20 protein-coding genes are annotated in these 23,631 nt (G+C 61.3%); 8 read left to right on the top strand and 12 right to left on the bottom strand.

Annotation, left to right across the window (positions count from 1 at the left end; translation table 11 throughout):
* Positions 1–2: 2 nt before the first annotated feature.
* The 7 genes from BKY27_RS09705 to cysQ all read right to left on the bottom strand — a co-directional run bounded on the left by BKY27_RS09705 (position 3) and on the right by cysQ (position 7,742).
* A complete protein-coding gene (locus BKY27_RS09705) occupies positions 3–1,703 on the bottom strand; it encodes a DUF5927 domain-containing protein (protein WP_071674276.1) in 1,701 nt (566 codons plus the stop codon).
* Positions 1,700–2,710, bottom strand: coding sequence for a glycosyltransferase family 2 protein (locus tag BKY27_RS09700; RefSeq protein ID WP_071674275.1), 1,011 nt, complete (start codon positions 2,708–2,710; stop codon positions 1,700–1,702). The genes BKY27_RS09705 and BKY27_RS09700 overlap by 4 nt, the downstream gene beginning before the upstream one ends.
* Positions 2,707–3,933, bottom strand: a complete 1,227-nt coding sequence (locus BKY27_RS09695; protein ID WP_071674274.1) for a glycosyltransferase family 4 protein — start codon at positions 3,931–3,933, stop codon at positions 2,707–2,709. The genes BKY27_RS09700 and BKY27_RS09695 overlap by 4 nt, the downstream gene beginning before the upstream one ends.
* Before the next feature lie 3 nt (positions 3,934–3,936).
* The gene (gene galU, locus BKY27_RS09690; RefSeq protein ID WP_071674273.1) at positions 3,937–4,830 is read right to left on the bottom strand and encodes a UTP--glucose-1-phosphate uridylyltransferase GalU; all 894 of its coding nucleotides are present in this window, start codon (positions 4,828–4,830) and stop codon (positions 3,937–3,939) included.
* Between the two features lie 129 nt (positions 4,831–4,959).
* The gene (locus tag BKY27_RS09685) at positions 4,960–6,162 is read right to left on the bottom strand and encodes a glycosyltransferase family 2 protein (RefSeq protein WP_071674272.1); all 1,203 of its coding nucleotides are present in this window, start codon (positions 6,160–6,162) and stop codon (positions 4,960–4,962) included.
* Positions 6,159–6,959, bottom strand: coding sequence for a 3-deoxy-manno-octulosonate cytidylyltransferase (locus tag BKY27_RS09680; RefSeq protein ID WP_071674271.1), 801 nt, complete (start codon positions 6,957–6,959; stop codon positions 6,159–6,161). Before BKY27_RS09680 ends, BKY27_RS09685 begins: the two co-directional genes overlap by 4 nt.
* The gene (cysQ, locus tag BKY27_RS09675) at positions 6,960–7,742 is read right to left on the bottom strand and encodes a 3'(2'),5'-bisphosphate nucleotidase CysQ (RefSeq protein ID WP_407668416.1); all 783 of its coding nucleotides are present in this window, start codon (positions 7,740–7,742) and stop codon (positions 6,960–6,962) included.
* A gap of 148 nt (positions 7,743–7,890) precedes the next feature.
* Between cysQ and BKY27_RS09670 the strand changes: the two genes are divergently transcribed.
* On the top strand, positions 7,891–8,715 hold the full coding sequence (locus tag BKY27_RS09670) for an ABC transporter permease (RefSeq protein WP_071674270.1): 825 nt from the start codon (positions 7,891–7,893) through the stop codon (positions 8,713–8,715).
* Positions 8,716–8,747: 32 nt separating this feature from the next.
* Positions 8,748–9,332 (top strand): SH3 domain-containing protein, encoded by a 585-nt coding sequence (locus BKY27_RS09665; protein ID WP_199559094.1) that lies wholly within the window; start codon positions 8,748–8,750, stop codon positions 9,330–9,332.
* On the opposite strand, the gene BKY27_RS09660 is transcribed toward BKY27_RS09665, so the two are convergent.
* Complete coding sequence (locus BKY27_RS09660) at positions 9,329–9,952, bottom strand: alpha-ketoglutarate-dependent dioxygenase AlkB family protein (RefSeq protein ID WP_407668415.1); 624 nt, start codon at positions 9,950–9,952, stop codon at positions 9,329–9,331. The two genes, BKY27_RS09665 and BKY27_RS09660, sit on opposite strands and share 4 nt — an antisense overlap.
* 190 nt (positions 9,953–10,142) lie before the next feature.
* Here BKY27_RS09660 and dnaK point away from each other — a divergent pair, with 190 nt between their 5' ends.
* Together dnaK and dnaJ are read left to right on the top strand one after the other, a co-directional pair.
* Positions 10,143–12,059 carry a molecular chaperone DnaK gene (gene dnaK, locus BKY27_RS09655; RefSeq protein ID WP_071674267.1) on the top strand — a complete coding sequence of 639 codons (1,917 nt, stop codon included), beginning with the start codon at positions 10,143–10,145 and terminating at the stop codon, positions 12,057–12,059.
* Between the two features lie 79 nt (positions 12,060–12,138).
* The gene (gene dnaJ / locus BKY27_RS09650) at positions 12,139–13,302 is read left to right on the top strand and encodes a molecular chaperone DnaJ (protein WP_071674266.1); all 1,164 of its coding nucleotides are present in this window, start codon (positions 12,139–12,141) and stop codon (positions 13,300–13,302) included.
* Between the two features lie 58 nt (positions 13,303–13,360).
* On the opposite strand, the gene BKY27_RS09645 is transcribed toward dnaJ, so the two are convergent.
* A complete protein-coding gene (locus tag BKY27_RS09645) occupies positions 13,361–15,622 on the bottom strand; it encodes an NADP-dependent malic enzyme (RefSeq protein WP_071674265.1) in 2,262 nt (753 codons plus the stop codon).
* Positions 15,623–15,750: 128 nt separating this feature from the next.
* On the opposite strand from BKY27_RS09645, the gene mutS reads away from it, so the two are divergent.
* The gene (mutS, locus tag BKY27_RS09640) at positions 15,751–18,408 is read left to right on the top strand and encodes a DNA mismatch repair protein MutS (RefSeq protein WP_071674264.1); all 2,658 of its coding nucleotides are present in this window, start codon (positions 15,751–15,753) and stop codon (positions 18,406–18,408) included.
* A gap of 76 nt (positions 18,409–18,484) precedes the next feature.
* On the opposite strand, the gene BKY27_RS09635 is transcribed toward mutS, so the two are convergent.
* Positions 18,485–19,060 carry a nucleotide exchange factor GrpE gene (locus tag BKY27_RS09635; protein ID WP_071674263.1) on the bottom strand — a complete coding sequence of 192 codons (576 nt, stop codon included), beginning with the start codon at positions 19,058–19,060 and terminating at the stop codon, positions 18,485–18,487.
* Between the two features lie 10 nt (positions 19,061–19,070).
* The gene (gene hrcA / locus BKY27_RS09630) at positions 19,071–20,135 is read right to left on the bottom strand and encodes a heat-inducible transcriptional repressor HrcA (RefSeq protein ID WP_071674262.1); all 1,065 of its coding nucleotides are present in this window, start codon (positions 20,133–20,135) and stop codon (positions 19,071–19,073) included.
* A 120-nt stretch (positions 20,136–20,255) separates the two neighbouring features.
* Between hrcA and rph the strand changes: the two genes are divergently transcribed.
* The 3 genes from rph to hemW are packed head-to-tail and all read left to right on the top strand — an operon-like array spanning position 20,256 to position 22,727.
* Positions 20,256–20,969, top strand: coding sequence for a ribonuclease PH (gene rph / locus BKY27_RS09625; RefSeq protein WP_071674261.1), 714 nt, complete (start codon positions 20,256–20,258; stop codon positions 20,967–20,969).
* Positions 20,969–21,577, top strand: a complete 609-nt coding sequence (gene rdgB / locus BKY27_RS09620; RefSeq protein ID WP_071674260.1) for an RdgB/HAM1 family non-canonical purine NTP pyrophosphatase — start codon at positions 20,969–20,971, stop codon at positions 21,575–21,577. Before rph ends, rdgB begins: the two co-directional genes overlap by 1 nt.
* Positions 21,570–22,727, top strand: a complete 1,158-nt coding sequence (gene hemW, locus BKY27_RS09615; protein WP_071674387.1) for a radical SAM family heme chaperone HemW — start codon at positions 21,570–21,572, stop codon at positions 22,725–22,727. Before rdgB ends, hemW begins: the two co-directional genes overlap by 8 nt.
* Here the strand turns inward: hemW and BKY27_RS09610 are convergent.
* A complete protein-coding gene (locus BKY27_RS09610; protein ID WP_071674259.1) occupies positions 22,724–23,626 on the bottom strand; it encodes a ParB/RepB/Spo0J family partition protein in 903 nt (300 codons plus the stop codon). The two genes, hemW and BKY27_RS09610, sit on opposite strands and share 4 nt — an antisense overlap.
* Positions 23,627–23,631 lie beyond the last annotated feature (5 nt).

Below are 23,631 nucleotides of genomic sequence, written 5' to 3'. Positions count from 1 at the left end.
ACTTACCTGACTAGATAGGGGCGCGCGCCATCGGTCTGCGACGGGGGCTGCATGTATTCGACCGGGAAATCGCCGGTCATATGGGGGTTCATCCCCTGGTTCTTTAGGTTTTGCAGGAACTGGCCAAAGCCGGTCAGGTCAACCATGCGCGGCGCTTCGGTGATCCGGGCCCCCGAGGACGGGCCGCCAATCGAATCCAAGATGGTCTGAAGGTTTTCCATCGGCTCCTCGATGAATTCCGCCAGACTCCAGATGCGCACATCGGCCCGTGTCTGCACCCGGCGCAGCACATTGACGAAATCCACCTCGGATTTCTGCAACAGAGCGGCGGTCTTGCGGATGGTCTGGAAATCCTTGTTCGAGGTAAACAGCGGCACCGCCCATGCCCCGGTGATGACAGAGATCTGCGCATTCCCGTCCGAGGCCAGGAACGCCCCGATCCGCTGCCGATCACGCGGGCTGAGCTGAAAAACCTGCCGTTCGCCGCGCGTATTCCAGATCAGGCTGGTCAGGAAGCGTTCGGGATTGTAATCGCGCAGCTTGGCCGCAGCCGACAGGCACCCGGCATAAACATCGGCATCGCCCGCGAACCGCGCCCGGGCCGGATCGAACAGGTTGCCATGCACCCGCGTGCCAAGCCGCCGTTCCAGCCATGTCTCGAAATTCTCGAACAGGTCGTTGAAGCCTTGAAAGACGGAAAACGGCGCGGCAGTCTTGCCGTTTTCCCAATCGGGGTTGGGGAACCGGCTGTGCATATACATACCTGCCCGGCCCCGCGTCCGCCGTTCCAGCGCCTTGGAAAATACCCTGTCGATCTTGCCAGGCGCAGGCTCGGCCATCACCGGGCCACGGTCAGGATCGGTCAGGAAGGTCTCATACAAGCGATCCGCCCTGGGCCAGATCTTGCGCGCGACAAAACAATCAGACCGCTTCAGCAGGTGCAGGTGATCATCGTAGAACACGTGCGGTTTGCCCTGAAAATCGAATTTCGACAGGGTCAAAGAACGGCTTTCGATCTGGGTCGAATATTTGCGAACCAGTGTCTGGTAGTAGCTTTCATCCGGAATCCAGACGAGCTTGAAGTAGCGATCATGCGCCTTGCGGGCAGGATCTTGCAAGATCGCGGACAGGGTCTGACGGGTCAGGCACCACCATTGACTGCCCAGATGCGGCACCAGCCCATCGGGAATCCTGCGGGTGAATCCGATCTTGCGCTGCAATTCCACGTAGCCATCAAAGAACCGCCGGTGGCGTTTCCACGAAAACGGAAACCGCAGTTGGAACCGTTCGGAATGCAGGCCATCGACCGTCCATTCCACGTCTTCGGTCGTGACGCTCTCGATGAAATCGGTGCGCGGGCGGGCCATCAGGTAGGCGCGCAGTTCATCCACCGGGCGCAATGGCAGGCAAGAGCCGCTGGAAAGGAACACGTGCCGGACCGACGGAAACTCGGCCAGCATCATCTCGGACGCGGTCTGCGATGCTGCGACCAGCGACCACGTTCCCCATTCGCATTTATGGCGCCCGCAGAATTTCACATTCGGCAAGTCTGCCAGATCGGATTTCAGCCCGTTATAGGCGGATCGTGGCACCCGCTGATCGACATGGATCACCACCGGGCAATCCCGCTCGGCCCAATGGCGCGCCACCTGCGCTGCGCGGTGCAGCGCCGTGTGGCACATCATGACGAACCCGACGCTCATGCCCAGTTCCCCTTGGACATGAGCCCGAGGATTTCAAGCTGTCGCCAGTTGATGAAGCGTTCCGACCACTTGCACCAGAGGTTCGGATCATCCTGCAACCCGGCGGCATAGGCCTTGTATTCATGGCTGTTGGCATAATGCTGCTTGCGGGCCAGTTCCTCGCGCGCTTTGTGCGTGAACGTATCGAGAAACTTGGCGTGCAGCAGCACACCCGACGCCTTTTCGCCGCCCCACTCGTCAAAAACAAGGTTCAGGCCGCGCGGCAACATCATGTGGGTCGAGCTGGCATAGGCATAGCTCTTGTCCCATTTCACCAGCGGAATCTTGTTCAGCGCGGGGGCGCGTTCAGGATTGTCCGGAAAGAACAGTCGCGCGCGCGGGCCGCCCTGAATCCACAGGTTTCCAAAATCCCAATTCCGATCAATCATGTAGTTGCCGGAGTCGAACCAACAGGCGATCTCGAACGGGTTTTGTCCCTCTTGATAGGGCTGTGCCGTGATCGGCCCCTTGGGATACATGTCCAGCAGCATGGCGCCAAAGCTTTTGATCGACGAGCTTTCCAGCCAGTCCGTCAGCGCCGGAATGGGCCGTGTGTCGCAAAAGGGATAGAGCAGGAATTCATCCGGATCGACCACCACGCACCAGTGGCCATGCGCATATTCCCGCATCAGGGCGTTCAGCCAATCCATCCCGAAACGCGAGCGTTTGTAGCTGGCCGATGTCGTCCAGACCGAACAGTCGCGCTGTGCGGCCAGGTAGTCACGCGTGCCATCGGTGCTGTCATTGTCGACAAAGATGAAATGCGACACGCCCCGATCGCGGTAGTAATTCAGGAAATAGGGCAGACGAATCCGTTCGTTGCGCAGGGTAACAAAGCACAACACGTCTGAAGGGCGGATCTGATCGGTGCGGTCAGCCACTAGCAGCAGGTCGCGAGCCTTGCGCCATGCCCGCACAAGAAACCGCTTCCTTTCAAGGCGCAGCTGGTAGCGCTGAACCACACTCATGTTCGTGTCCCCTGCCCGATCTCGGCCAATGCGCGCGAGACGGCTTCAAAATGTGCCTGCCATGTCGGCCCGTCGAAAGCGGGTCCGGCTGTGTCGACCAGACTACCCTCAGATCGTTTCTTTATCGTTTGCGCCCAAGAATACGCATCTAGGGGTTCAAGGTAAACGCCGCAGTCACCAAGCGTTTCCCGCAGCACCGGCAGATCCGAACAGATCGGCAGGGTGCCAAGCCGGGCGGCCTCAAGCGGGGGGTAGCCAAAGCCCTCGGCCAGAGTAGGGAAGAGCAGGCCATGCGCACCTTCAAGCAAGGTGCGCACTTGCCCATCCGACAGGTCATTATGCTCGAAGATCGCCACGTCGCGCAGCGGGTGGGCATCCAGACGATCCAGCAAATCCTGCGTGGCCCATCCGCGCTGCCCCACGATATGAAGATGCGGGAGCGCGTCTTGCGGCAGCTGCGTCCACGCATCAAGCAAAACCGCGTGGTTCTTGCGCGGCTCGATCGTGCCGAGCACGACAAAGCGCGGTGCATTAGTCTCTATCGGGCGGTCTAGAGGCTGTTTTTCAACCAATTCAGGCAACCCCAGATGTGCGGCGACCATTGCCTTGTCTCGCGCCATCCAGTCCGCCAACCGCCGTTCTGTATCTGCGGAATTGCAGATCACCAGATCGGCGTGGTCCCGCGTCGCCCCTAGCATTGCGCGAAAGTGATCCGGGATATGGGCGCGCGAAAATTCCGGGTGGTCCAGTGGGATCAGGTCGTGGATCAGCACGGCAACGCTGACATCCGGGTTGGCCTTGAACGCCCGCAGGCAATCTGCCGTCAGGTTGGAATGCCCGGTGTTGAGGTATATTGTGCCTTCCCGCAGGGTTTGCGACAGCAGCCGAAACAAGCTGGACGGCAAGCACCGCCCAAGCGCGTTGCGCCGAAGCAATGCTTCGGCCCGGTGGCGCGCAAGATCGCCTTTGCCCGTCAGGCGGGAAAGAACATCCGGTTTCGGCCACGCCAATCGCCCGTCCAGCCCCGCCAGAAAGGCGCGCGCGCCCCCTGCATTGACCATCAGGTAGCCCCGCGACGTCCGAAAAAGAAACTGGGCGCCGGGATCTACCCCCAGCACCCAGTCGGCATAGGCGCGTTCGACCCGATCCACACCCGTCAACGGCCCCCGCCCGACACGGGATAATAGCCGCGTCAGGTCGAGACAAAGGGCCGGGCTGGTCATGGATTACTGGGCGGCCGTCCGGGTGGCGACCATCGATTCAAGAAACCCCGAGAACTCATCCCGCAGATCTTCCCGGGCCAGACCAAAGGCAACCGTGGCCTGAAGGAACCCGGCCTTGGACCCGCAATCGTATCGCTGACCCCGGAAGCGGAAGCCATAAACATTGTCCGAATTCTGGATTTCCTGCGCGATGGCATCCGTCAGTTGGATTTCTCCACCCGCACCGGATTTCGCCTTGTTCAGGTTTCTCATCACATCCGGCGTAAGGATATACCGGCCGATCACGGCGAGGTTGGACGGCGCATCGTCCACCGCGGGCTTTTCGACCATGCCTTTCACGGACACGACCGACCCCATGTCCTCTTTGACATCGAGGATACCATAGGACGACGCCTTGTCTTTCGGGACTTCCATCGCGGCGACGATGTTGCCACCGGTTTCGGCATGCGCTTCGACCATCTGTTGCAAACACGGCTTCTCGGCGGCGATCACGTCATCGGGCAGGATCACGGCAAAGGGCTCGTTGCCCAAGAGACGTCGGGCACACCAGACAGCGTGACCGAGCCCCATCGCCTTGTTCTGGCGAATATAGGCGATCTGGCCAGAGTCCATGTTGGTGGATTTGAGCACCTTCAGTAGCTCATCCTTGCCCTTCTTGCGAAGGGTTGCTTCCAGCTCCGGGGCAATATCGAAATAGTCTTCCAGCGCGCTCTTGCCGCGCGCGGTCACGAAGATGAATTCCTTGATGCCGGCGGCGCGCGCCTCGTCGATTGCATATTGGATGAGAGGGCGGTCAACCAGCGTCATAATTTCCTTCGGAACGGACTTGGTCGCAGGCAAAAACCGCGTCCCCATGCCCGCAACCGGGAAAATCGCTTTTGTAACCTTCTTCATCACTCACCCCTTGAATTCACTTGGCATCTAATATTGCCGTTTCTCAATTCATCTATACCCAGACTGTGGCAGAACTTTCACCACCACAGGGAAAATCGGTCCGACTTCCGCCTTATGGACCCTACACTGGCGTCAAATCCAGCGAATTTTGGCCAATCTTGCCTGTTCGGCACGCACACGTTGCCTGAAAGTCCACAACTGAAACCGTGGGTTGTCCCGCTGTGACGGCCCGAAGAGGCCCCCGGTTTGAATCCAGACGCCGGGCGGTTGGAATTGCACCTTTTGTGCGCGCACCGTGTGGTCAAACAGAAAGAGGCTGACGGATACCCCTTGTGCGGCGGCGGCGTGGGCTTGTCGTGTCAGACGACGGTGGTTGAACCAGCGGCCGGACAACACCAAGGGCGCCGGTGAAGGGGCCTCATGAAAGGGCCTGAACGGCGTGGCGGGCGGTATGTCTCGCAGGATCGGGGCGGCGGCGCCTTCGGCCATTCCGGCGTCAAGGCCCGCCAGCAGCGCCGCGCGCTCTTGCTTGGTCAAGCGCTTTTGCGCGACCCAACCATCCAGCCGAGCCACTTGTTCAGCCCGAAGCGTCGCCAGTGCGGCCGATCGGTCCTTGGCGCTCGCGTGTTTGGCCAGGTAGTGCACCGCGCTTGCACCGATGGGACGCAGGTCCAGCGGCACCCGGTCGGCCCTCCGACGCGTGCTTTCGGCATAGCCATGGTGGACGGTTGCAAGCGGCGCGAACGCGATTTTTTGCCCGGCTTCCTTCAACCGCCACGCTAGATCCGTCTCATCCAGAAAGAACGCGAACGCCTCGTCAAAGCCGCCCAGATCGGCCAACACATCGCGGCGCACGGCCATGTTGGTGCCTTCCAGCTTCACCGCCATCCCGTCGGGCACCGGCCCCGGTGCTGCCGGACAGGCGACGCCGGTGGCATCGACCCAACGGTCGGCCCATTGGACAGAGATGCCATTGCGGCCCAGAACCGTGCCAGTGGCAGCGGCGCAGCCTGGCTCGGACATCTTGGACACAAGGTGATGCAGCCAGGTCGGCTCGGGCACCGCGTCATCATCAATGAAGGCAAGGATGTCCCCACCGGCCAAGGCGGCCCCGGCATTTCGGGCGGCAGAGATGTTTGGGCTTTGCTGTTCGGCCGTCTTCAGTCGGTCTGCAAAGGGAAGATCTGCAATCGCCCCCAACCCGGACCGGTCTGCGACAACGACCACCTCGAACGGCCGGTAGAACAGCTGTCCTATCCCGATCAGGGCGCGTCGCAGCAGGGCGGGGCGCCCATGGCTGACGACAATCACGCTGACCGGGGGGGGTTGGGTCAAGGCGCCCCCATTTCCGCCAGCATCGCCTCGATCCGGGGCACGTCTTCGGGGTTGTTCAGCTCCCAGAACTTTCGCCCCTTGGCCTCGACCTCGACACAATGCACCTTATGGCCCGCTTCGAGGAAGCGAAGTTGCTCCAGCCCTTCCAGCGTTTCCAATGTGCCGACCTCCCAATCGGGATAGGCGTGCAGGGCCCACGGGCGGTAAGCGTAGACACCCACATGATGAAAAACCGGGGTCGGCGCATCGGGGGCATAGGCCTTGGACGTGTAGGGGATCACTTCCTTGGAGAAATAGAGCGCCCGGCTTTCGGAATCTGCCACCGCCGTTGTGCCACCGACCCGGCCCGCCGCACGGTCGGCCTTGAGCGCGGCCAGCGTTTCGCCGTCGCAACGCAGGATCGGGGTGGCCAGCGCGGCCTGACTGTCGGCACGCAGACCGGCGATCAGGTCTTCCAGGAACCACGCCGGCGTCAAGGGCGCGTCGCCTTGCAGGTTCACCACCATCTCGACGCCATCTTCAAGCAGCCCGAGCGCCTCGGCACACCGTTCGGTGCCGTTGCGGCAGGCCTGGGACGTCATCAAAACCTGCGCGCCAAAGCCTTCGGCCGCTGCCCGTATCCTGTCGTCATCGGTGGCGACATAGACCGCATCCAGCCCCGCCACCTCTTGCGCCGCCAGCCAGCTTCGCTCGATCAGGCTGCGTGACACGCCAGTCGCCCCGCGCAATTCCGCAAGCGGTTTGCCGGGATAACGGCTGGAAGCGTAGCGTGCGGGGATGATGCAGACGACCGACATTCAGCCAGCTTTCAGATCGACGCCGGGGGCATGGGCGATGAAGAACGGGTTTTCGTAGCCTGCCTTGCCATAGATGAAAGGGCTGTGGTCGTCGAAACGGATCACATGCCCACCGGCCCCACGCAACACGGCGTCGCCTGCGGCGGTATCCCATTCCATGGTGCGCCCAAGGCGCGGGTAGAGGTCGGCTTCGCCTGTTGCCACCAGACAAAACTTGAGCGATGAGCCAGCGCTTTTCATATCGGCAACCGAGTATTTGCCGATATAGTCGTCGGTCGCGGCATCGCGATGCGATTTGGACGCTACCACGAGAAGCGCGGAATTATCCGGTTTCGAGACGGAAATCGGGCTGACATCGCCCTTGGTATCCACCGAGAATGCCCCGGTTTCCTCGACCGAGCGGCCATCGGCATCGGTATAGAACAAGCGGCCCTTGGCGGGGGCATAGACCACACCGCGCACCGGCACGCCGTTTTCGACATAGGCAATGTTCACGGTGAAATCACCGCGCCGTTTCACGAATTCCTTGGTGCCGTCGAGCGGATCGACGATGACAAAGCTGCTGGCTGTCTGGCTATGGCTGGCCGCCTGTTCTTCGGTCACGAGGGTCGTGTCGGGAAAGGCGTCCCTGATACCCGCGGAGATCAGCGCATCGGCAGCCTCATCAGCCTCGGTCACCGGGCTGTCGTCCGACTTGGCCTTTACCTCGAAATCATCCGCATCGTAAATTTCCATGATCCGCGCGCCGGCTTGCAGCGCCAAAGTGCGGAATACCTGCTCCATCTTCTCAAAATCCAAAGCCATCCTCCTTGGGAGTTTCATTGAAAAATCCACTTTTCGCCGTTATCGTCAGCTATCAGCCAAAGGGCAAGACATCCCTGCAACAAAGACAGGGTGGGTCCGGGCAGAGCAGGTTCTTTGAGGTGGTCGCATGAAGTTCAAGCATAGCACGCGAAAGACGACTCTTTCGATCATCTGGAACCTCGCCGAACTGACCTTCACGTCAACCGCGCGCAAGGTTCGGCAGAGCCACGGCAATGCCATTATGGCGCTGGTCATGAACATGATGCAGGCGCTTTTGTTCATCGTGGCTTTCTACTTCATGTTCACCGTGATGGGATCGCGCCGCGTCATGATCCGTGGCGATTTCATGATCTACCTGATTACTGGAATCTTCCTGTATCTCACGCATATCAAGGCGCTCGGCGCGGTGCTTGGGTCCGAAGGCGCGGCTTCGGCCATGATGTTGCACGCGCCCATGAACACGGTTGTGGCAATCGCCTCGTCGGCCTTCGCGTCGCTCTATATCCAGACACTATCGCTCTGCGTGATCCTGTTTGGCGTTCATACCATCTTGAATCCGGTCGTGATCCATGACTGGGCCGGCGTCATGTTCATGTATCTTCTGTCCTGGGCCTCGGGCTGCGCCGTCGGGCTGGTCCTGTTGGCCCTGAAGCCGTGGATTCCCGATGTCATCGGCATCATCCAGACGGTCTATGCGCGGGCCAACATGATCGCTTCGGGCAAGATGTTCGTGGCGAATGCCCTGCCGACGATGATGATTTCGTGGTTCGACTGGAACCCGCTTTTCCACCTGATCGACCAGGCGCGCGGATTTGCTTTCAACAACTACTTCCCGCACTATACCAACTGGGTTTACCCGATTTATTTCACCGTCGGTTTCGTGATCCTCGGGCTGATGGGTGATTTCTATACCCGAAAGCATGTTTCAGCGAGTTGGACGGCAGGACGATGATCAGGTTCCTTTTCTCCCTTTTCTTTCTCGCCATGACTTCGATGGCTTCGGCACAGGTGCATGACTATCCCGCGCTCTATCGGGTGACCGGCGTTGCCAGTGACGATGTGTTGAACGTGCGCTCGGGGCCGGGCGTGGAAAACCGGATCGTCGGCGCGTTGCCCCCATCTGCGACACAGGTCGAAATCGTGGGCACGACGCAGGATCGCGGCTGGGGCCGCGTGTCCCTGGGCGAGGTATCGGGCTGGGTCTCGATGCGCTATCTCGACCGGATCGGGCCGGACTGGAACGCAGGCCTGCCCGCCCCGCTCTATTGTCACGGGACAGAGCCGTTCTGGAGCTATGAGCGCGCCATCGGCGGCGGCACCTTTTCCAGCGTCGCGGAACCCGCCCCCGTCCCCTATGCAGAACTTTGGAGCGGCACGCCCTCGGGCCGTGGCCCACAGGCCTTCGGTATTGTGCTGGACAGTGGCACCTCGACCATGACCGCGATCATACGGCGGGAAATCTGTTCCGACGGGATGAGCGACCGCGACTTTGGCATCAGCGGCATGTTCTTGCGGCGCACCAGCCAAGGCACAGAGGTTCTGGAAGGCTGCTGCGCGTTGGTGCGTTAATCGACGACACGCAGGGTCAGGTTGATACGCCCGCCCTTGGGCAACAACGTTGACGTGCCGAACCGCACGCGGTCCACGCCGTGAAACTTCAACCGCGCCTCGCCACCCATCTTGACCACATCGCCCGACCGCAGCCAGATCGACTCCGTCTTGCCACCGCGCCTGTTATTTCCCATCCGGAACAGTGCCTCGTCGCCCAACGAGACGGACACCACGGGATAAGAGAAATCGCCCTCGTCCTTGTCCTGATGCATCCCCATGCGCGCATCTTCGCCGTAGAAGTTCACCAAGCAGCAATCAGGCAGTCGGTCGATCCCGGCCACGTCGCACCAGATTGCCAGCACGCTGTCCGGAATCGGTGGCCAAGGAGTGCCGTTCGGGTGGTGCGGTTCATAGCGGTAGCCACGCCGATCCGTGACCCAACCGACACGACCCGCCGAGGTCATGCGCACCGACATTTTTCGCCCGCGCGGCGTTTCCGGGTGGAACAGGGGCGCCGCCTGAACCACCGTGCGCAGATCATTCAACACCGCCTGTTGCCTCTGCACATCCAGCGCGCCGGGAAAAATCTCGAAACCGTTTATGTCGATCCGTTCCAATTCGTGACGCCTCCAATGCACCGGTCTGGAGAGAACTTGTTCACATTTGCGTGCAAATCAACGCGCCGGCCCGCTTGCAGCGACCCGGAGCCCCACTTATATACCCTGCGAAGCGCGGTCGGGGACACTCCCCCGGCCACTGGGATAAGGGGCCGGGGGCCGAAATCGGACCCGCCCCCTGCAACATCGCCTTGAAGAAGGGACGAACAACATGGCCAAAGTAATTGGTATCGACCTCGGCACCACGAACTCGTGCGTTGCCATCATGGACGGCTCGCAAGCCCGCGTCATCGAAAACGCGGAAGGCGCCCGCACCACCCCCTCGATCGTCGGCTACACCGATGACGAGAAGCTGGTTGGTCAGGCTGCCAAGCGCCAGGCCGTCACCAACCCCGACAACACCATTTTCGCCGTCAAGCGCCTGATCGGCCGCCGCGTCGGCGACGCCGCCGTCGAGAAAGACAAGAAGCTGGTCCCCTATTCCATCGTCGATGGTGGCAACGGTGACGCCTGGGTGGAAGTGAAGGGCGAGAAATATTCGCCGTCGCAGGTCTCGGCCCTCATCCTGCAAAAGATGAAGGAAACCGCCGAAAGCTACCTCGGCGAGGAGGTGACGCAGGCCGTGATCACTGTGCCCGCCTATTTCAACGACGCTCAGCGTCAGGCCACCAAGGACGCCGGCAAGATTGCGGGCCTCGAAGTGCTGCGCATCATCAACGAGCCGACCGCGGCTGCGCTGGCCTATGGCCTCGACAAGAAAGAATCGCGCACCATCGCTGTGTATGACCTTGGTGGCGGTACGTTCGACATCACCATCCTCGAAATCGACGATGGTCTGTTCGAAGTGAAATCGACCAACGGTGACACCTTCCTTGGTGGTGAAGACTTCGACATGCGCATTGTCGACTATCTCGCCAACGAGTTCAAAAAGGAACACGGCGTCGATCTGACCAAGGACAAGATGGCCCTGCAACGCCTGAAAGAAGCCGCAGAGAAAGCCAAGATCGAACTGTCCTCGGCCACCCAGACCGAGATCAACCAGCCGTTCATCTCGATGGGCAAGGACGGCACGCCGCTGCACATGGTCATGAAGCTGACCCGCGCCAAGCTGGAATCGCTGGTGGGTGACCTGATCAAGAACTCGCTCAAGCCCTGTCAGGCCGCTCTGAAAGACGCAGGCCTCGGCAAAGGTGATATCGACGAGATCGTTCTGGTCGGCGGTATGACCCGGATGCCCAAGGTGATCGAGGAAGTGTCCAACTTCTTTGGCAAGGAACCGCACAAGGGTGTGAACCCCGACGAAGTGGTCGCCATGGGCGCCGCCATTCAGGCCGGTGTTCTGCAAGGCGACGTCAAGGACGTGGTTCTTCTGGACGTGACCCCGCTGTCGCTCGGCATCGAAACGCTCGGGGGTGTTTTCACCCGCCTGATCGACCGCAACACGACGATCCCGACGAAGAAGTCGCAGATCTTCTCGACTGCGGAAGACAACCAGAACGCCGTGACGATCCGCGTGTTCCAGGGTGAACGGGAAATGGCGGCCGACAACAAGATGCTCGGCCAGTTCAACCTCGAAGACATCCCGCCCGCACCCCGCGGCCTGCCGCAGATCGAAGTGACCTTCGATATCGACGCCAACGGCATCGTGTCCGTGTCCGCCAAGGACAAGGGCACTGGCCGCGAGCAGAACATCACGATCCAGGCCTCTGGCGGTCTGTCGGATGACGACATCGAACGCATGGTCAAGGAAGCCGAGGAGAACGCCGAGGCCGACAAGAGCCGCAAGGAACTGGTGGAAGCCAAGAACCAGGCCGAGAGCCTTATCCATTCGACCCAGAAGTCGATGGAAGAGCATGGCGACAAGGTCGACCCGACCACGATCGAAGCCATCGAACTGGCCATCAAGAACCTTGAAGAGCAGATCGAGACCGAAGACGCGGGCAAGATCAAAGGCGGCATCCAGAACGTGACCGAAGCGGCCATGAAACTGGGTGAAGCCATCTACAAGGCTCAGGCAGAATCCGCTGGCGAGGACGCTCCGGAAGGCGCGGACGAGCCCGGCGGTGTCGATGACGACATCGTCGATGCGGATTTCGAAGATCTCGACGGCGACGAACGCCGGTCGTAATCGCGTGAACTGACCCACGTGCGACCGGTCGAGGCACCCCCTTGGCCGGTCTGCGCGTTTCAGGAAGGCAGCAATCCAAATGGCAAAACGCGATTATTACGAGGTTCTCGGCGTCTCCAAGGGGGCCTCGGCGGAGGAGCTGAAAAAGGCCTACCGCAAGAAGGCCAAGGAACTGCACCCGGACCGCAACTCGGACAATCCGGATGCTGAGTCCCAGTTCAAGGAAGTGAACGAGGCCTATGACGTCCTGAAAGACGCCGACAAGAAGGCCGCCTATGACCGCTATGGTCACGCGGCGTTCGACGGCGGTATGGGGGCTGGTCCCCGCGCTGGTGGCTACGGTCCACGCGGCGGCGGGCAAGGCGATTTCGCCAGCGCTTTTTCGGACGTGTTCGAGGATCTGTTCGGCGATTTCATGGGCGGCCAGCGCGGCGGTGGCACACGGCAACGGGCCTCTCGCGGCTCGGACCTGCGCTACAACCTGCGCATTTCGCTGGAAGAGGCCTATGCAGGCCTGCAAAAGGCGATCTCGGTCCCGACCTCTGTCACCTGTGACGCCTGCGATGGCGGCGGTTCAGAGGGTGGGGCAGAACCCCAGACCTGTCCAACCTGCTCGGGCATCGGCAAGGTCCGCGCGCAGCAGGGTTTCTTTACCGTCGAACGGACATGCCCGACCTGCTCGGGTGCCGGACAAGTGGTCAAGAACCCCTGCAAGAAATGCGGCGGCTCGGGTCGGACGGAAACCGAGAAGGCGCTGTCGGTCAATATCCCCGCTGGCGTTGAAACCGGCACCCGCATTCGCCTGTCGGGCGAGGGTGAGGCCGGCCTGCGCGGCGGGCCTCCGGGCGACCTCTACATCTTCATCGAGGTGGCCGACCATCCGATCTTCCAGCGCGACGGCATGGACCTGTTCTGCCGGGTGCCGGTCTCGATGACCAAGGCCGCACTTGGCGGAGAGATCGAGGTACCGACGATCGACGGTGGCCGTAGCCGGGTGAAAGTGCCGGAAGGCAGCCAGTCCGGTCGCCAGATGCGCCTGCGTGGCAAGGGCATGCCCGCCCTGCGCGGCGCCGGATTTGGCGAGATGTATATAGAACTGGCCGTCGAGACCCCGGTGAAACTGACCGGCAAGCAGAAAGAGCTGCTTCGCGAGTTCGAGGAAAGCTGCGCCCATTCGAATACGCCCAATTCGAGCGGCTTTTTCGAGAAGGTCAAAAGCTTCTGGGATGACATGAAGGGCTGACTCGCTCGTTTCCCATGAAACAATAGGCCCGCCAGAGATGATCCGGCGGGCCTTTCGTTTAGTGGCCGATGCGGCTTGCCGCCATCATCGCCATGTTCAGAATGTCGTTCGCGGTCGAGTTGGTCGAACAGATCTGCACCGGATGCTCCAGCCCCGTCAGGATCGGCCCGATGATCGTCGCGCCCGCCATTTCCTGCATCAGCTTGACCGAGATCGAGGCAGAGTGCCGTGCAGGCACCACCAGCACGTTGGCCGGACCGGACAGCCGGGTGAACGGGTATTGCGCCATCACGTCCCGGTTCAGCGCCACGTCCACGGTCATTTCGCCATCATATTCGAAATCGACGCCCCATTTGTCCAACACCTTCGGCGCAAGATGCATCTTCTCGGCGCGTTCCGAGACCGGGTAGCCATAGGTCGAGAAACTGACAAACGCGACGCGCGGCTCGATTCCCAGCCCTCGGGCAACGGTTGCGCCGCGCTGTGCGATCAGGGCCAGGTCGTCAGCCTCGGGCCATTCATGCACCAGCGTGTCGCCGATCAGAACGATCTTGCCCTTGTGCATCAGCACCGTCACGCCAACCGCGCCATCCTGCGCCCCGGCGTCGAAGACATGGCCGATCAGCCCAAGAACATGGGCCGATTTCCGCGTGGCCCCGGTGACCAGCCCGTCACCATGGCCGTGGGCCAGCATCAGCGATGAAAACACATGTCGGTCGCGCGCGGCCAGTCGGTGAATGTCGGTCCGGTCGAACCCCTTGCGCTGAAGCCGATCGTAGAGGAACGACTTGTAGGTATCGAGGTTCGAGGTGTTGGCCGCGTTCACGACCTCCAGCTCGCGCACGGCATCGGCCAGTCCGACGCTTTCCAGCTTTTCGCGCACATCGGCCTCGCGGCCCACGACAATGGCCTTGCCAAGCCCGTTGCGCTGGTAGGATACGGCGGCCCGCAGCACCCGCACGTCGTCACCCTCTGCGAAGATCATCCGCGCCTGTTTCGCGCGCGCCCTTGCGTTGATCCCCCGCAGGACGGACGCCGTCGGGTCCATCCGTGCATTCAGGGTTTGCGCATAGGCGTCAAGGTCGATGATCGGACGCCGGGCTGCGCCGGTTTCCATCCCGGCCTTGGCCACCGCTGGCGGGATCGTGTAGATCAGCCGAGGATCGAAGGGCGTCGGAATGATATAATCGCGCCCAAAGGTGAGCTTGCGACCATAGGCCATGGCGACCTCATCGGGCACATCCTCTCGCGCCAGTTTGGCCAGCGCTTCGGCGCAGGCGATCTTCATCTCATCATTGATGGCGCGCGCATGAATATCCAGCGCCCCACGAAACAGGTAGGGAAAGCCCAAAACGTTGTTCACCTGGTTGGGGTAGTCGCTGCGCCCCGTGGCGACGATGGCATCCACCCGCACCTCATGCGCCTCTTCCGGGGTAATTTCCGGGTCAGGGTTGGCCATGGCGAAGATCACCGGGTTGTCGGCCATGCTGGCCACCATGTCCTGCGTCACGGCGCCCTTGGCCGATACACCAAGGAACACGTCACAGCCCCTCATCGCCTCATCCAGCGTGCGGGCCTTTGTCTTTACCGCATGGGCCGATTTCCACTGGTTCATACCCTCGGTGCGGCCTTGGTAGATCACCCCTTTGGTATCGCACATGATGCAGTTTTCGTGCCGTGCGCCCATGGCCTTGAGCAACTCAAGACAGGCAATCCCGGCCGCCCCCGCGCCGTTGAGAACGATTTTCACATCCTCGATCTTCTTGTTCGACAGGTGCAACGCGTTGATCAGCCCCGCCGCACAGATCACCGCAGTGCCGTGCTGATCGTCATGAAACACCGGGATGTCCATGATCTCTTTGAGCTGCTGCTCGATGATGAAGCATTCCGGCGCCTTGATATCCTCAAGGTTAATGCCGCCAAAGCTCGGCCCCATCAGCTTGACCGCGTTGATGAATTCGGCCGGATCTTCGGTGTCCAGCTCGATGTCGATGGAATTCACATCGGCAAAGCGCTTGAACAGCACCGCCTTGCCCTCCATCACCGGCTTGGATGCCAGTGCGCCAAGGTTTCCCAACCCCAGTACCGCCGTCCCGTTCGAGATCACCGCCACCATGTTGCCCTTGGTCGTGTAGTCATAGGCGGTCTCCGGGTTCTCTGCGATGGCCTCGCACGGCACTGCCACGCCGGGACTGTAGGCAAGGCTCAAATCCCGCTGCGTTGTCATCGCGGTCGACGCCTGAATGTCGATTTTCCCCGGACGCGGTTCCAGGTGATAGGCCAATGCCTCTTCGCGCGTGACCTTGGATTTGCTCTTCATAAGTCCTGTCCCTTCCTCAACCCCAAACCTCTTATCGCCAAGGGCCGCGCGGCTCAACAGATGCGAATGCGCCCTTTTACCTGTCAACCGGCCTTAGTAGGGTGATCGCCGCAGGCAAGGGGATGCATATGACGGGACAAGTCACGCCCATGATGGCGCAGTATCTGGAGATCAAGGCGCAGAACCGCGATGCGCTGTTGTTCTACCGGATGGGCGACTTCTACGAGATGTTCTTTCAAGATGCGGTGGCCGCCGCAGAGGCGCTGGACATCGCCCTGACCAAGCGCGGTAAGCATCAGGGCGACGACATCCCCATGTGCGGCGTGCCGGCCCATTCCGCCGAGGGGTATTTCCTGACGCTGATCCGCAAGGGCTTTCGCGTCGCGGTCTGCGAACAGACGGAAGACCCCGCAGAGGCGAAAAAGCGCGGCTCGAAATCCGTGGTCCGGCGAGAGGTCGTGCGGCTTGTCACCCCCGGTACACTGACGGAAGACACGCTGCTGGAAGCACGCCACCACAACTACCTTGCCGCCTATGCCGATATCCGGGGCGAGGCCGCACTCGCATGGACCGACATTTCCACCGGCGCATTCCACGTGATGCCCTGCCCGCTTGTGCGCCTTGGGCCGGAACTGGCGCGCTTGACCCCGCGCGAGGTGCTGGTGGCCGATGGCACCGACGACGCGGCACTGATGATCATAGAGGAGGCCGGAGCCTCCGTGACACCGCTGGCCCCGTCCAGTTTTGACAGTGGCTCGGCTGAACGGAGGATCGAGGCCCTGTTTCAGGTGAAGTCGCTCGAGTCCTTCGGTCAATTCGACCGCCCCGACCTTGCCGCCATGGGCGCAATCATCGACTACCTGGAGATGACGCAGAAAGGCAAACTACCGCTCTTGCGCGCGCCCACTCGCACGCTGGCGCAGCGGATGATGCAGATCGACGCGGCCACGCGGCGCAACCTCGAACTGACCAGTTCCATGCATGGCGGACGCGCCGGGTCACTGCTGGCCACGATCGACCGAACCCTGACGGCTGGCGGCGCGCGCCTGCTGGAACATCGGCTGTCCAGCCCCTCCACCCAGATCGCAGTTGTGCAAGAACGGCACGAGGCCGTCAGCGCCAGTCTGGAGAATGACCGCCTGTCCAATGCTCTGCGCGACGCGCTGCGCAAGGTGCCCGACATGGACCGCGCCCTATCACGCCTTGGCCTTGACCGGGGCGGCCCGCGCGACCTTGCCGCCATTCGCAACGGGCTGGCCGAGGCCGAGCACATCCACGACCAATTGGCGGCGTCCGGCTTGCCAGAGGTCTTTCAGCGCGCCGCACGGGCGCTCGATGGACACCAGACGCTGCGATCCCTCCTCGACGCTGCGCTGGTCGCCGAACCGCCGCTGCTGGCCCGTGACGGCGGGTTCATCGCTCAAGGGTTTCACCAGGACCTCGACGAAACCCGACGCCTGCGCGACGAAGGCCGGGGCGTGATCGCCGGTATGCAGGCCGATTATGCCGAACAAAGCGGCATCTCCTCGCTCAAGATCAAGCACAACAACGTGCTGGGGTATTTCATCGAGACGACCGCGACACACGCGCAGAAAATGCTCTCTGCGCCTCTGTCAGAGACGTTTATTCACCGTCAGACCACCGCCAACGCGGTGCGATTCACCACGGTGGAATTGAGTGATCTGGAAACCCGTATTCTGAACGCCGGCAACCGTGCCCTGGAGATCGAAAAAACCCTGTTTCAGTCTCTAAGACAGGCAATTCTGGACGAGAACGAGGCCGTCGGCGCCGCCGCTGCCGCGTTGGCAGAGATTGACCTGATCACCGCCCTCGCAGACCTCGCCCGATCAGAAGACTGGGTTCGCCCCCAGATCGACGACAGCCGCGCCTTCGAGATCGACTCGGGCCGCCACCCGGTGGTGGAGCGCGCCCTGCAAAAGGCCGGTGAGCCATTCATCGCCAACGATTGCGACCTGACGGCCGAGGGCCACAAGGCCGCACTGACGCTGCTGACCGGCCCCAACATGGCGGGTAAATCGACCTACCTCCGCCAGAACGCGCTGATCGCCATTCTCGCCCAGATGGGCAGCTTCGTGCCTGCAAAGTCGGCCCATATCGGCCTCGTCAGCCAAGTCTTCAGCCGCGTCGGCGCGTCGGATGACCTCGCCCGTGGCCGCTCCACCTTCATGGTCGAAATGGTCGAAACCGCCGCGATCCTGAATCAGGCAGACGAGCGCGCGCTTGTGATCCTCGATGAAATCGGGCGCGGCACCGCCACCTATGACGGCCTGTCGATTGCGTGGGCCACGCTGGAACACCTGCACGAGGTAAACCGCTGCCGCGCGCTTTTCGCCACGCACTACCACGAGATGACGAGCCTCGCTGACCGGATGGAGGGTGTGCAGAACGCCACAGTCGCGGTGCGCGAATGGGACGGCGACGTGATCTTCCTGCACGAGGTACGCCCCGGCGCTGCCGACCGGTCCTACGGCGTGCAGGTCGCCAAGCTGGCGGGCTTGCCGGGTTCTGTCGTTTCGCGGGCGCACGAGGTGCTGGATGCCTTGGAAAAAGGCGAACGCGAGGGCGGCGATCGCCAAAAGGCGCTGATCGACGATTTGCCGCTGTTCGCAGCCACGCCGGTCGCCACCCCGCAACCAGTGAAACAGTCTGCCTTGTCAGAGCGGCTGATGGACATTCACCCCGACATGCTGACGCCCAAACAGGCGCTCGATCTGATCTACGAGCTGAAGGCCCTCGACGAAGACGGAGGCACAGAAATCGTCTGAATTTCTCTGCGCCCGACATCTTCGCCGAAATGGTCTGGGCGCGGGGGCTGTCCCCCACTGCCCACCATGTCCGCCCTTACGACGCCGGGGTAGAAGACACGCCGACCTGCGCCGGGCGCAGCAACCGGTCGTGCAGCATGAAGCCAACAGTCATCACCTGGATGATTTCGCCAGCCTTGGTGCCGGGCACCGGAGCTTCGAACATGGCTTCATGTTCTTGCGGGTTGAAAACGTCACCGTTTTGCGGAGCGATCGGGGTCACGCCGTGCTTGGAGAACACGTTGAGCAATTCGCGCAACGTCAGTTCCACACCCTCGATCACCGCGCTCGCGACCTCGTTTTCTTCCTTGTTCGCCGCTTCCAGCGCCCGCTGCAAGTTGTCGTAAACCGGCAGCAGGTCACGGGCCAGCCGGGTGCCGCCGTAGTGCTCGGCTTCACGCCGATCCCGGTCCGCGCGTTTGCGAACGTTTTCCGACTCCGCCAGCGTGCGCAGAAGGCGGTCCTTCAACTCGTCCCGCTCAGATCGCAGGGCGTCCAGTTCCAGCGCGAGAGGATCGGACTCGTCCAGTTCTTCCTCTTCCAGCGCCGCGTCCATTTCGGCCTCAAGGGCCTCGGGGTCATCCAGGAACGAATCTTCCTTGGGGTCTGCCATTCTCAACCTCTTATGCCTGGTCCGAGATCAGTTTCCCGACCAGTTGCGCCGTATAATCCACAATCGGAACGATCCGTCCGTAGTTGAGCCGCGTGGGCCCGATAACGCCAACCGCACCGATGATCTTTCGATCCGCGTTCATATATGGGGAAACCACCAGAGAGGAACCCGAAAGTGAGAAAAGTTTATTCTCCGAGCCGATAAAAATGCGCACACCGTCGCCTTCCTCGGTCAGTTCAAGGAATTCTGCGATGTCGCGCTTGCGCTCAAGGTCGTCGAAGAGGTTGCGGATTCGCTCCAACTCTTCGCTTTCCCCGCCGGCATCCAACAGGTGTGACCGACCGCGCACGATCAACCGCTCTGTATCCGCACCTTCGTTTTCCCAGATCGCCGCGCCGCTTTCGATCAATTCCTGCGCCAGTTTGTCGATCTCTTGGCGCCGCGTGCTGACCTCGGTTTCCATCAACCTCTTGAGGTCGCTGACCGTCTTGCCCTCTGCCAAAGCATTCAGGAAATTCGCTGCCTCCCGCATCGAGCTTGGGGTCTGCCCCGGCGGCGGCGTGAATATCCGGTTTTCCACATGGCCATCGGCAAAGACCAGCACCACCAGTGCCCGACCGGGCGACAGCGAGACAAACTCTATATGGCGGATGGGCGCTTCGTGCTTGGGGGTCAGGACAAGGCTGGCCCCATGGGTCACGCCCGACAGGGCCGACCCGAGGCGATCCAGTTTTTTCGAGACATCCGAGTCATTGCCGCCAACCGTCGCGTCCAGCTTGGCGCGGTCGGAAATCGTCAGGTCGCCGACCTCCAACAACCCATCCACGAACATTCGCAGGCCCAGTTCGGTCGGGATGCGCCCAGCCGAGACATGGGGGCTGTCCAGCAGGCCAAGATATTCCAGATCCTGCATCGTGTTGCGGATCGTCGCCGCCGAAACCTTTTCAGACAGGTTCCGCGTCAGGGTGCGTGACCCCATCGGGGCACCGGTTTCCAGATAGCCCTCGACAACGCGCCGAAACACCTCGCGCGAGCGATCATTCATTTCGGAAAGGATGTTCTCTTTTTCAGGCATGTCTGACTTAGGTTACGGACCGAAAACATTAAGCGGTGGTCGCACGACAAGGTCAATCGGGCTTGCGTGTCGCAGGGCCGACAGACTATCCCGGTCGCCGAACACCAGCAGGAGATAGATATGCGCCCATCCGGCAGAAACCTAGACCAGATGCGTCCGATTTCCATTGAAACCAGCGTGACGCGCCATGCCGAGGGCTCTTGCCTGATCAAGGTTGGCAACACCCATGTGCTGTGCACCGCCTCGCTGGAGGAACGCGTGCCCCCCTTCCTGCGCAATACCGGCCTTGGCTGGGTGACAGCAGAATACGGGATGCTGCCGCGCGCCACCCACACACGGATGCGGCGAGAGGCGTCGGCAGGCAAGCAATCTGGAAGAACCCAAGAAATTCAACGGCTTATCGGTCGCTCCCTACGGGCGGGAATTGACCGGGTGGCGCTTGGCGAACGTCAGATCACCATCGACTGCGATGTGATCCAAGCCGACGGGGGCACCCGTTGCGCCGCGATCACTGGGGGCTGGGTCGCCCTTCGGTTGGCCGTGAACAAGCTGATGAAGGCAGGCGATGTCATTTCCGATCCGATCATGGATCACGTCGCCGCCGTGTCCTGTGGCGTGTTTGCCGGTCAGCCGGTTCTGGACCTCGACTATGACGAGGATTCCGAGGCCGGAACCGATGGCAACTTCGTCATGACCGGCGCAGGCCAGTTGATCGAGCTGCAAGCCAGTGCCGAGGGCGCGACCTTCAGCCGCCCTCAGTTCAACGAACTGATGGATCTGGCCGAAGCAGGCGTTGCCGAGCTGGTCACTGCACAGAAAGAGGCCACGTCCTGATGCGGACCTTCACCGGCAAGACCTTGCTTGTCGCCACGCACAACCAAGGCAAGCTCGAAGAGATCGCGCATCTGTTAGAGCCGCTTGGCATATCTGTCACCTCCGCCAAGGCGCATGATCTGCCTGAGCCCGAGGAAACCGGCACGACATTTGTCGAGAATGCCAGGATCAAGGCCCACGCCGCAGCCAAGGCGACGGGGCTGCCCGCTCTGGCCGACGACTCGGGCATCGAGATTGACGCGCTTGGCGGCGCGCCCGGTGTCTACACCGCCGATTGGGCCGAAACACCCTCGGGCCGCGATTTCATCATGGCGATGAACAAGACCCACAAAGAGCTTGAAAAGACCGGCACCCCTGCCCCGCACACCGCGCGTTTCTGCTGCACCTTGGTCCTGGCATGGCCCGATGGCCATGACGAGGTTTTCCCCGGCGTGATGGAGGGCCAAGTCGTCTGGCCGATGCGCGGCGATCAGGGCCATGGCTATGACCCGATCTTCCAACCGCAGGGCTACCAAATCACCTTTGGCGAGATGGACCGTTGGGAAAAGAACAAGATCAGCCACCGCGCCGACGCCTTCCGCAAACTGGTGGCCGCGCTTGGTGAGTGACGATTGGCAGAAGGGCGGCTTCGGGCTCTATATCCATTGGCCCTTCTGCTTGGCAAAGTGCCCCTATTGCGATTTCAACAGCCACGTGTCGGCTGCGGTCGATCAAGCGCAGTGGCAAGCCGCCTATCTGTCTGAAATAGAAAGATACGGTGTAGAGACATCAGGAAGAACACTAAATACTGTGTTCTTTGGGGGTGGCACACCCTCCTTGATGGACCCGGACCTTGTTCATGCAGTGCTTGACAAGATCCGCGCAACCTGGCCGATTTCCAACAGTTTCGAGGTTACGCTAGAGGCAAACCCAACGTCGGTCGAGGCCGGGCGCTTTGCCGGATATCGAGATGCTGGCGTGAACCGGATTTCGATGGGCATTCAGGCGCTGAACGATGCCGACCTGAAACGCCTGGGCCGAATGCACAGCGTGGCCGAGGCGCGGACAGCCTTCGATACTGCGCGCAGCCTGTTCCAGCGGGTCAGCTTTGATCTGATCTATACACGCCAGCACCAATGCTTGCCCGATTGGACAGCTGAACTGCGTGAAGCGCTGTCGATGGCCATCGACCACCTGTCGCTCTACCAACTGACAATTGAGGACGGAACCGCTTTCGGGGATCGCTATGCCATCGGACGCCTGCCCGGTCTGCCCTCAGACGATCTTGGCGCACAGATGTACGAGGCGACGCAGGAGATTTGCGAGGCCGCCGGTATGCCCGCCTACGAGATTTCCAACCATGCCCGCGATATGGCAGAGAGCAGGCACAACCTGATCTACTGGCGTTACGGTGATTACGTCGGAATTGGGCCAGGCGCGCATGGTCGGATCACCAAAGACCGTCTGAAATTCGCGACTGAGACGCCAAGTTCGCCTGGGGACTGGTTGACCCGCGTCAATGAGCGCGGCGAGGGAGAGCGTGAGCGCACACAGATTTCGGGGCCCGATCAAGCCGTTGAGTACCTGATGATGAGTCTGCGCCTGCTAGAAGGGTCGTCACTGTCCAGATTTGAGGCTCTAAACGGCGCATCCGTGCCAAAAGACCGACTCGACATGCTGCAAGAGGAAGGGTTTGTCATTCAGGACGGCGACAGACTAAGGACGACCGCTGCGGGCCGCCCTCTTCTCAACGCTATTCTGCGGGAACTGCTGGTTTAAGATCCGCTGTTCAGCAGCTTGATCAAATCGTCGAGCTGCGCAAGATCGTCATATTTGATCGACAATTTGCCACCGCCCGTCGCCTCGTGGTGCTCGATCGTCACCGTCAGACCGATCGCGGCTGAAAGATCCCCTTCCAAGGCTTTGGTGTCAGCGTCTTTCGACCCGGCACCTGGCGCAGGGCGCCCGGTCGGTGTGGCGCTCTGGCCCTGTTCGTGCTTCATCCGGCGCTCGACCTCGCGCACAGACAGTCCCTTGTTCACCACGTCCCGAGCAATCTCGGCGGCCCGGTCACTGCCAACCAAGGCGCGGGCATGGCCCGCGGTCAGCTTGCCATCCCGCAAATAACCTTGCACCTCTTCCGGCAAGGTCAGCAGGCGCAGCAGGTTCGCGATATGCGGCCGGCTTTTCCCCATAGCCTCGGCCAAGCGTTCCTGCGTGTGGTTGAAACGGTCCATAAGCTGGCGATAGCCCATGGCCTCTTCTACCGGGTTCAGGTCTGCGCGCTGAATGTTCTCGATGATCGCAACTTCCAACACTTCGGTGTCGTTGAAGTTGCGGACAATCACGGGCACCTCATGCAACTGCGCCATCTGCGCCGCGCGCCAGCGTCGTTCGCCAGCAACGATCTGGAACATGTCGGCCATCGCCGGATCGGGGCGCACGATCAGTGGTTGGATGATACCCTTTTCGGCAATCGAATCCGACAATTCCTGAAGCGCGTCTTGCGTAAAGGCACGTCGGGGCTGTTCGGGGTTCGGGCGCACCGATTCTATCGGAACAGTCCGGTCGGCCCGGGCCGGTTGCGGCATCTCTGCCTGGGACGACGCTGTCGGCTCGTTTATATCCGCCATCAGCGCCGACAACCCGCGCCCAAGGCCCCTGCTCTGCTTTGCCATTTCTT

The organism is Nioella nitratireducens, from assembly GCF_001879715.1.
Lineage (GTDB): Bacteria > Pseudomonadota > Alphaproteobacteria > Rhodobacterales > Rhodobacteraceae > Nioella > Nioella nitratireducens.
The sequence above is the reverse complement of the archived record's forward strand: the minus strand, read 5'-3'. Positions and strand labels throughout refer to the sequence as shown.

Excerpts from the sequence above, each read along its gene's own strand:
- rph (WP_071674261.1), top strand. The coding sequence starts at position 20,256 with ATGCGCCCATCCGGCAGAAACCTAGACCAGATGCGTCCGATTTCCATT.
- BKY27_RS09680 (WP_071674271.1), bottom strand. The coding sequence starts at position 6,959 with ATGTCGGTCGTCTGCATCATCCCCGCACGCTACGCTTCCAGCCGTTAT.
- dnaJ (WP_071674266.1), top strand. The coding sequence starts at position 12,139 with ATGGCAAAACGCGATTATTACGAGGTTCTCGGCGTCTCCAAGGGGGCC.
- rdgB (WP_071674260.1), top strand. The coding sequence starts at position 20,969 with ATGCGGACCTTCACCGGCAAGACCTTGCTTGTCGCCACGCACAACCAA.
- dnaK (WP_071674267.1), top strand. The coding sequence starts at position 10,143 with ATGGCCAAAGTAATTGGTATCGACCTCGGCACCACGAACTCGTGCGTT.
- hrcA (WP_071674262.1), bottom strand. The coding sequence starts at position 20,135 with ATGCCTGAAAAAGAGAACATCCTTTCCGAAATGAATGATCGCTCGCGC.
- BKY27_RS09705 (WP_071674276.1), bottom strand. The coding sequence starts at position 1,703 with ATGAGCGTCGGGTTCGTCATGATGTGCCACACGGCGCTGCACCGCGCA.
- BKY27_RS09670 (WP_071674270.1), top strand. The coding sequence starts at position 7,891 with ATGAAGTTCAAGCATAGCACGCGAAAGACGACTCTTTCGATCATCTGG.
- BKY27_RS09635 (WP_071674263.1), bottom strand. The coding sequence starts at position 19,060 with ATGGCAGACCCCAAGGAAGATTCGTTCCTGGATGACCCCGAGGCCCTT.
- BKY27_RS09665 (WP_199559094.1), top strand. The coding sequence starts at position 8,748 with ATGACTTCGATGGCTTCGGCACAGGTGCATGACTATCCCGCGCTCTAT.
- BKY27_RS09610 (WP_071674259.1), bottom strand. The coding sequence starts at position 23,626 with ATGGCAAAGCAGAGCAGGGGCCTTGGGCGCGGGTTGTCGGCGCTGATG.
- BKY27_RS09645 (WP_071674265.1), bottom strand. The coding sequence starts at position 15,622 with ATGAAGAGCAAATCCAAGGTCACGCGCGAAGAGGCATTGGCCTATCAC.
- BKY27_RS09700 (WP_071674275.1), bottom strand. The coding sequence starts at position 2,710 with ATGAGTGTGGTTCAGCGCTACCAGCTGCGCCTTGAAAGGAAGCGGTTT.
- cysQ (WP_407668416.1), bottom strand. The coding sequence starts at position 7,742 with ATGGAGCAGGTATTCCGCACTTTGGCGCTGCAAGCCGGCGCGCGGATC.
- mutS (WP_071674264.1), top strand. The coding sequence starts at position 15,751 with ATGACGGGACAAGTCACGCCCATGATGGCGCAGTATCTGGAGATCAAG.
- BKY27_RS09695 (WP_071674274.1), bottom strand. The coding sequence starts at position 3,933 with ATGACCAGCCCGGCCCTTTGTCTCGACCTGACGCGGCTATTATCCCGT.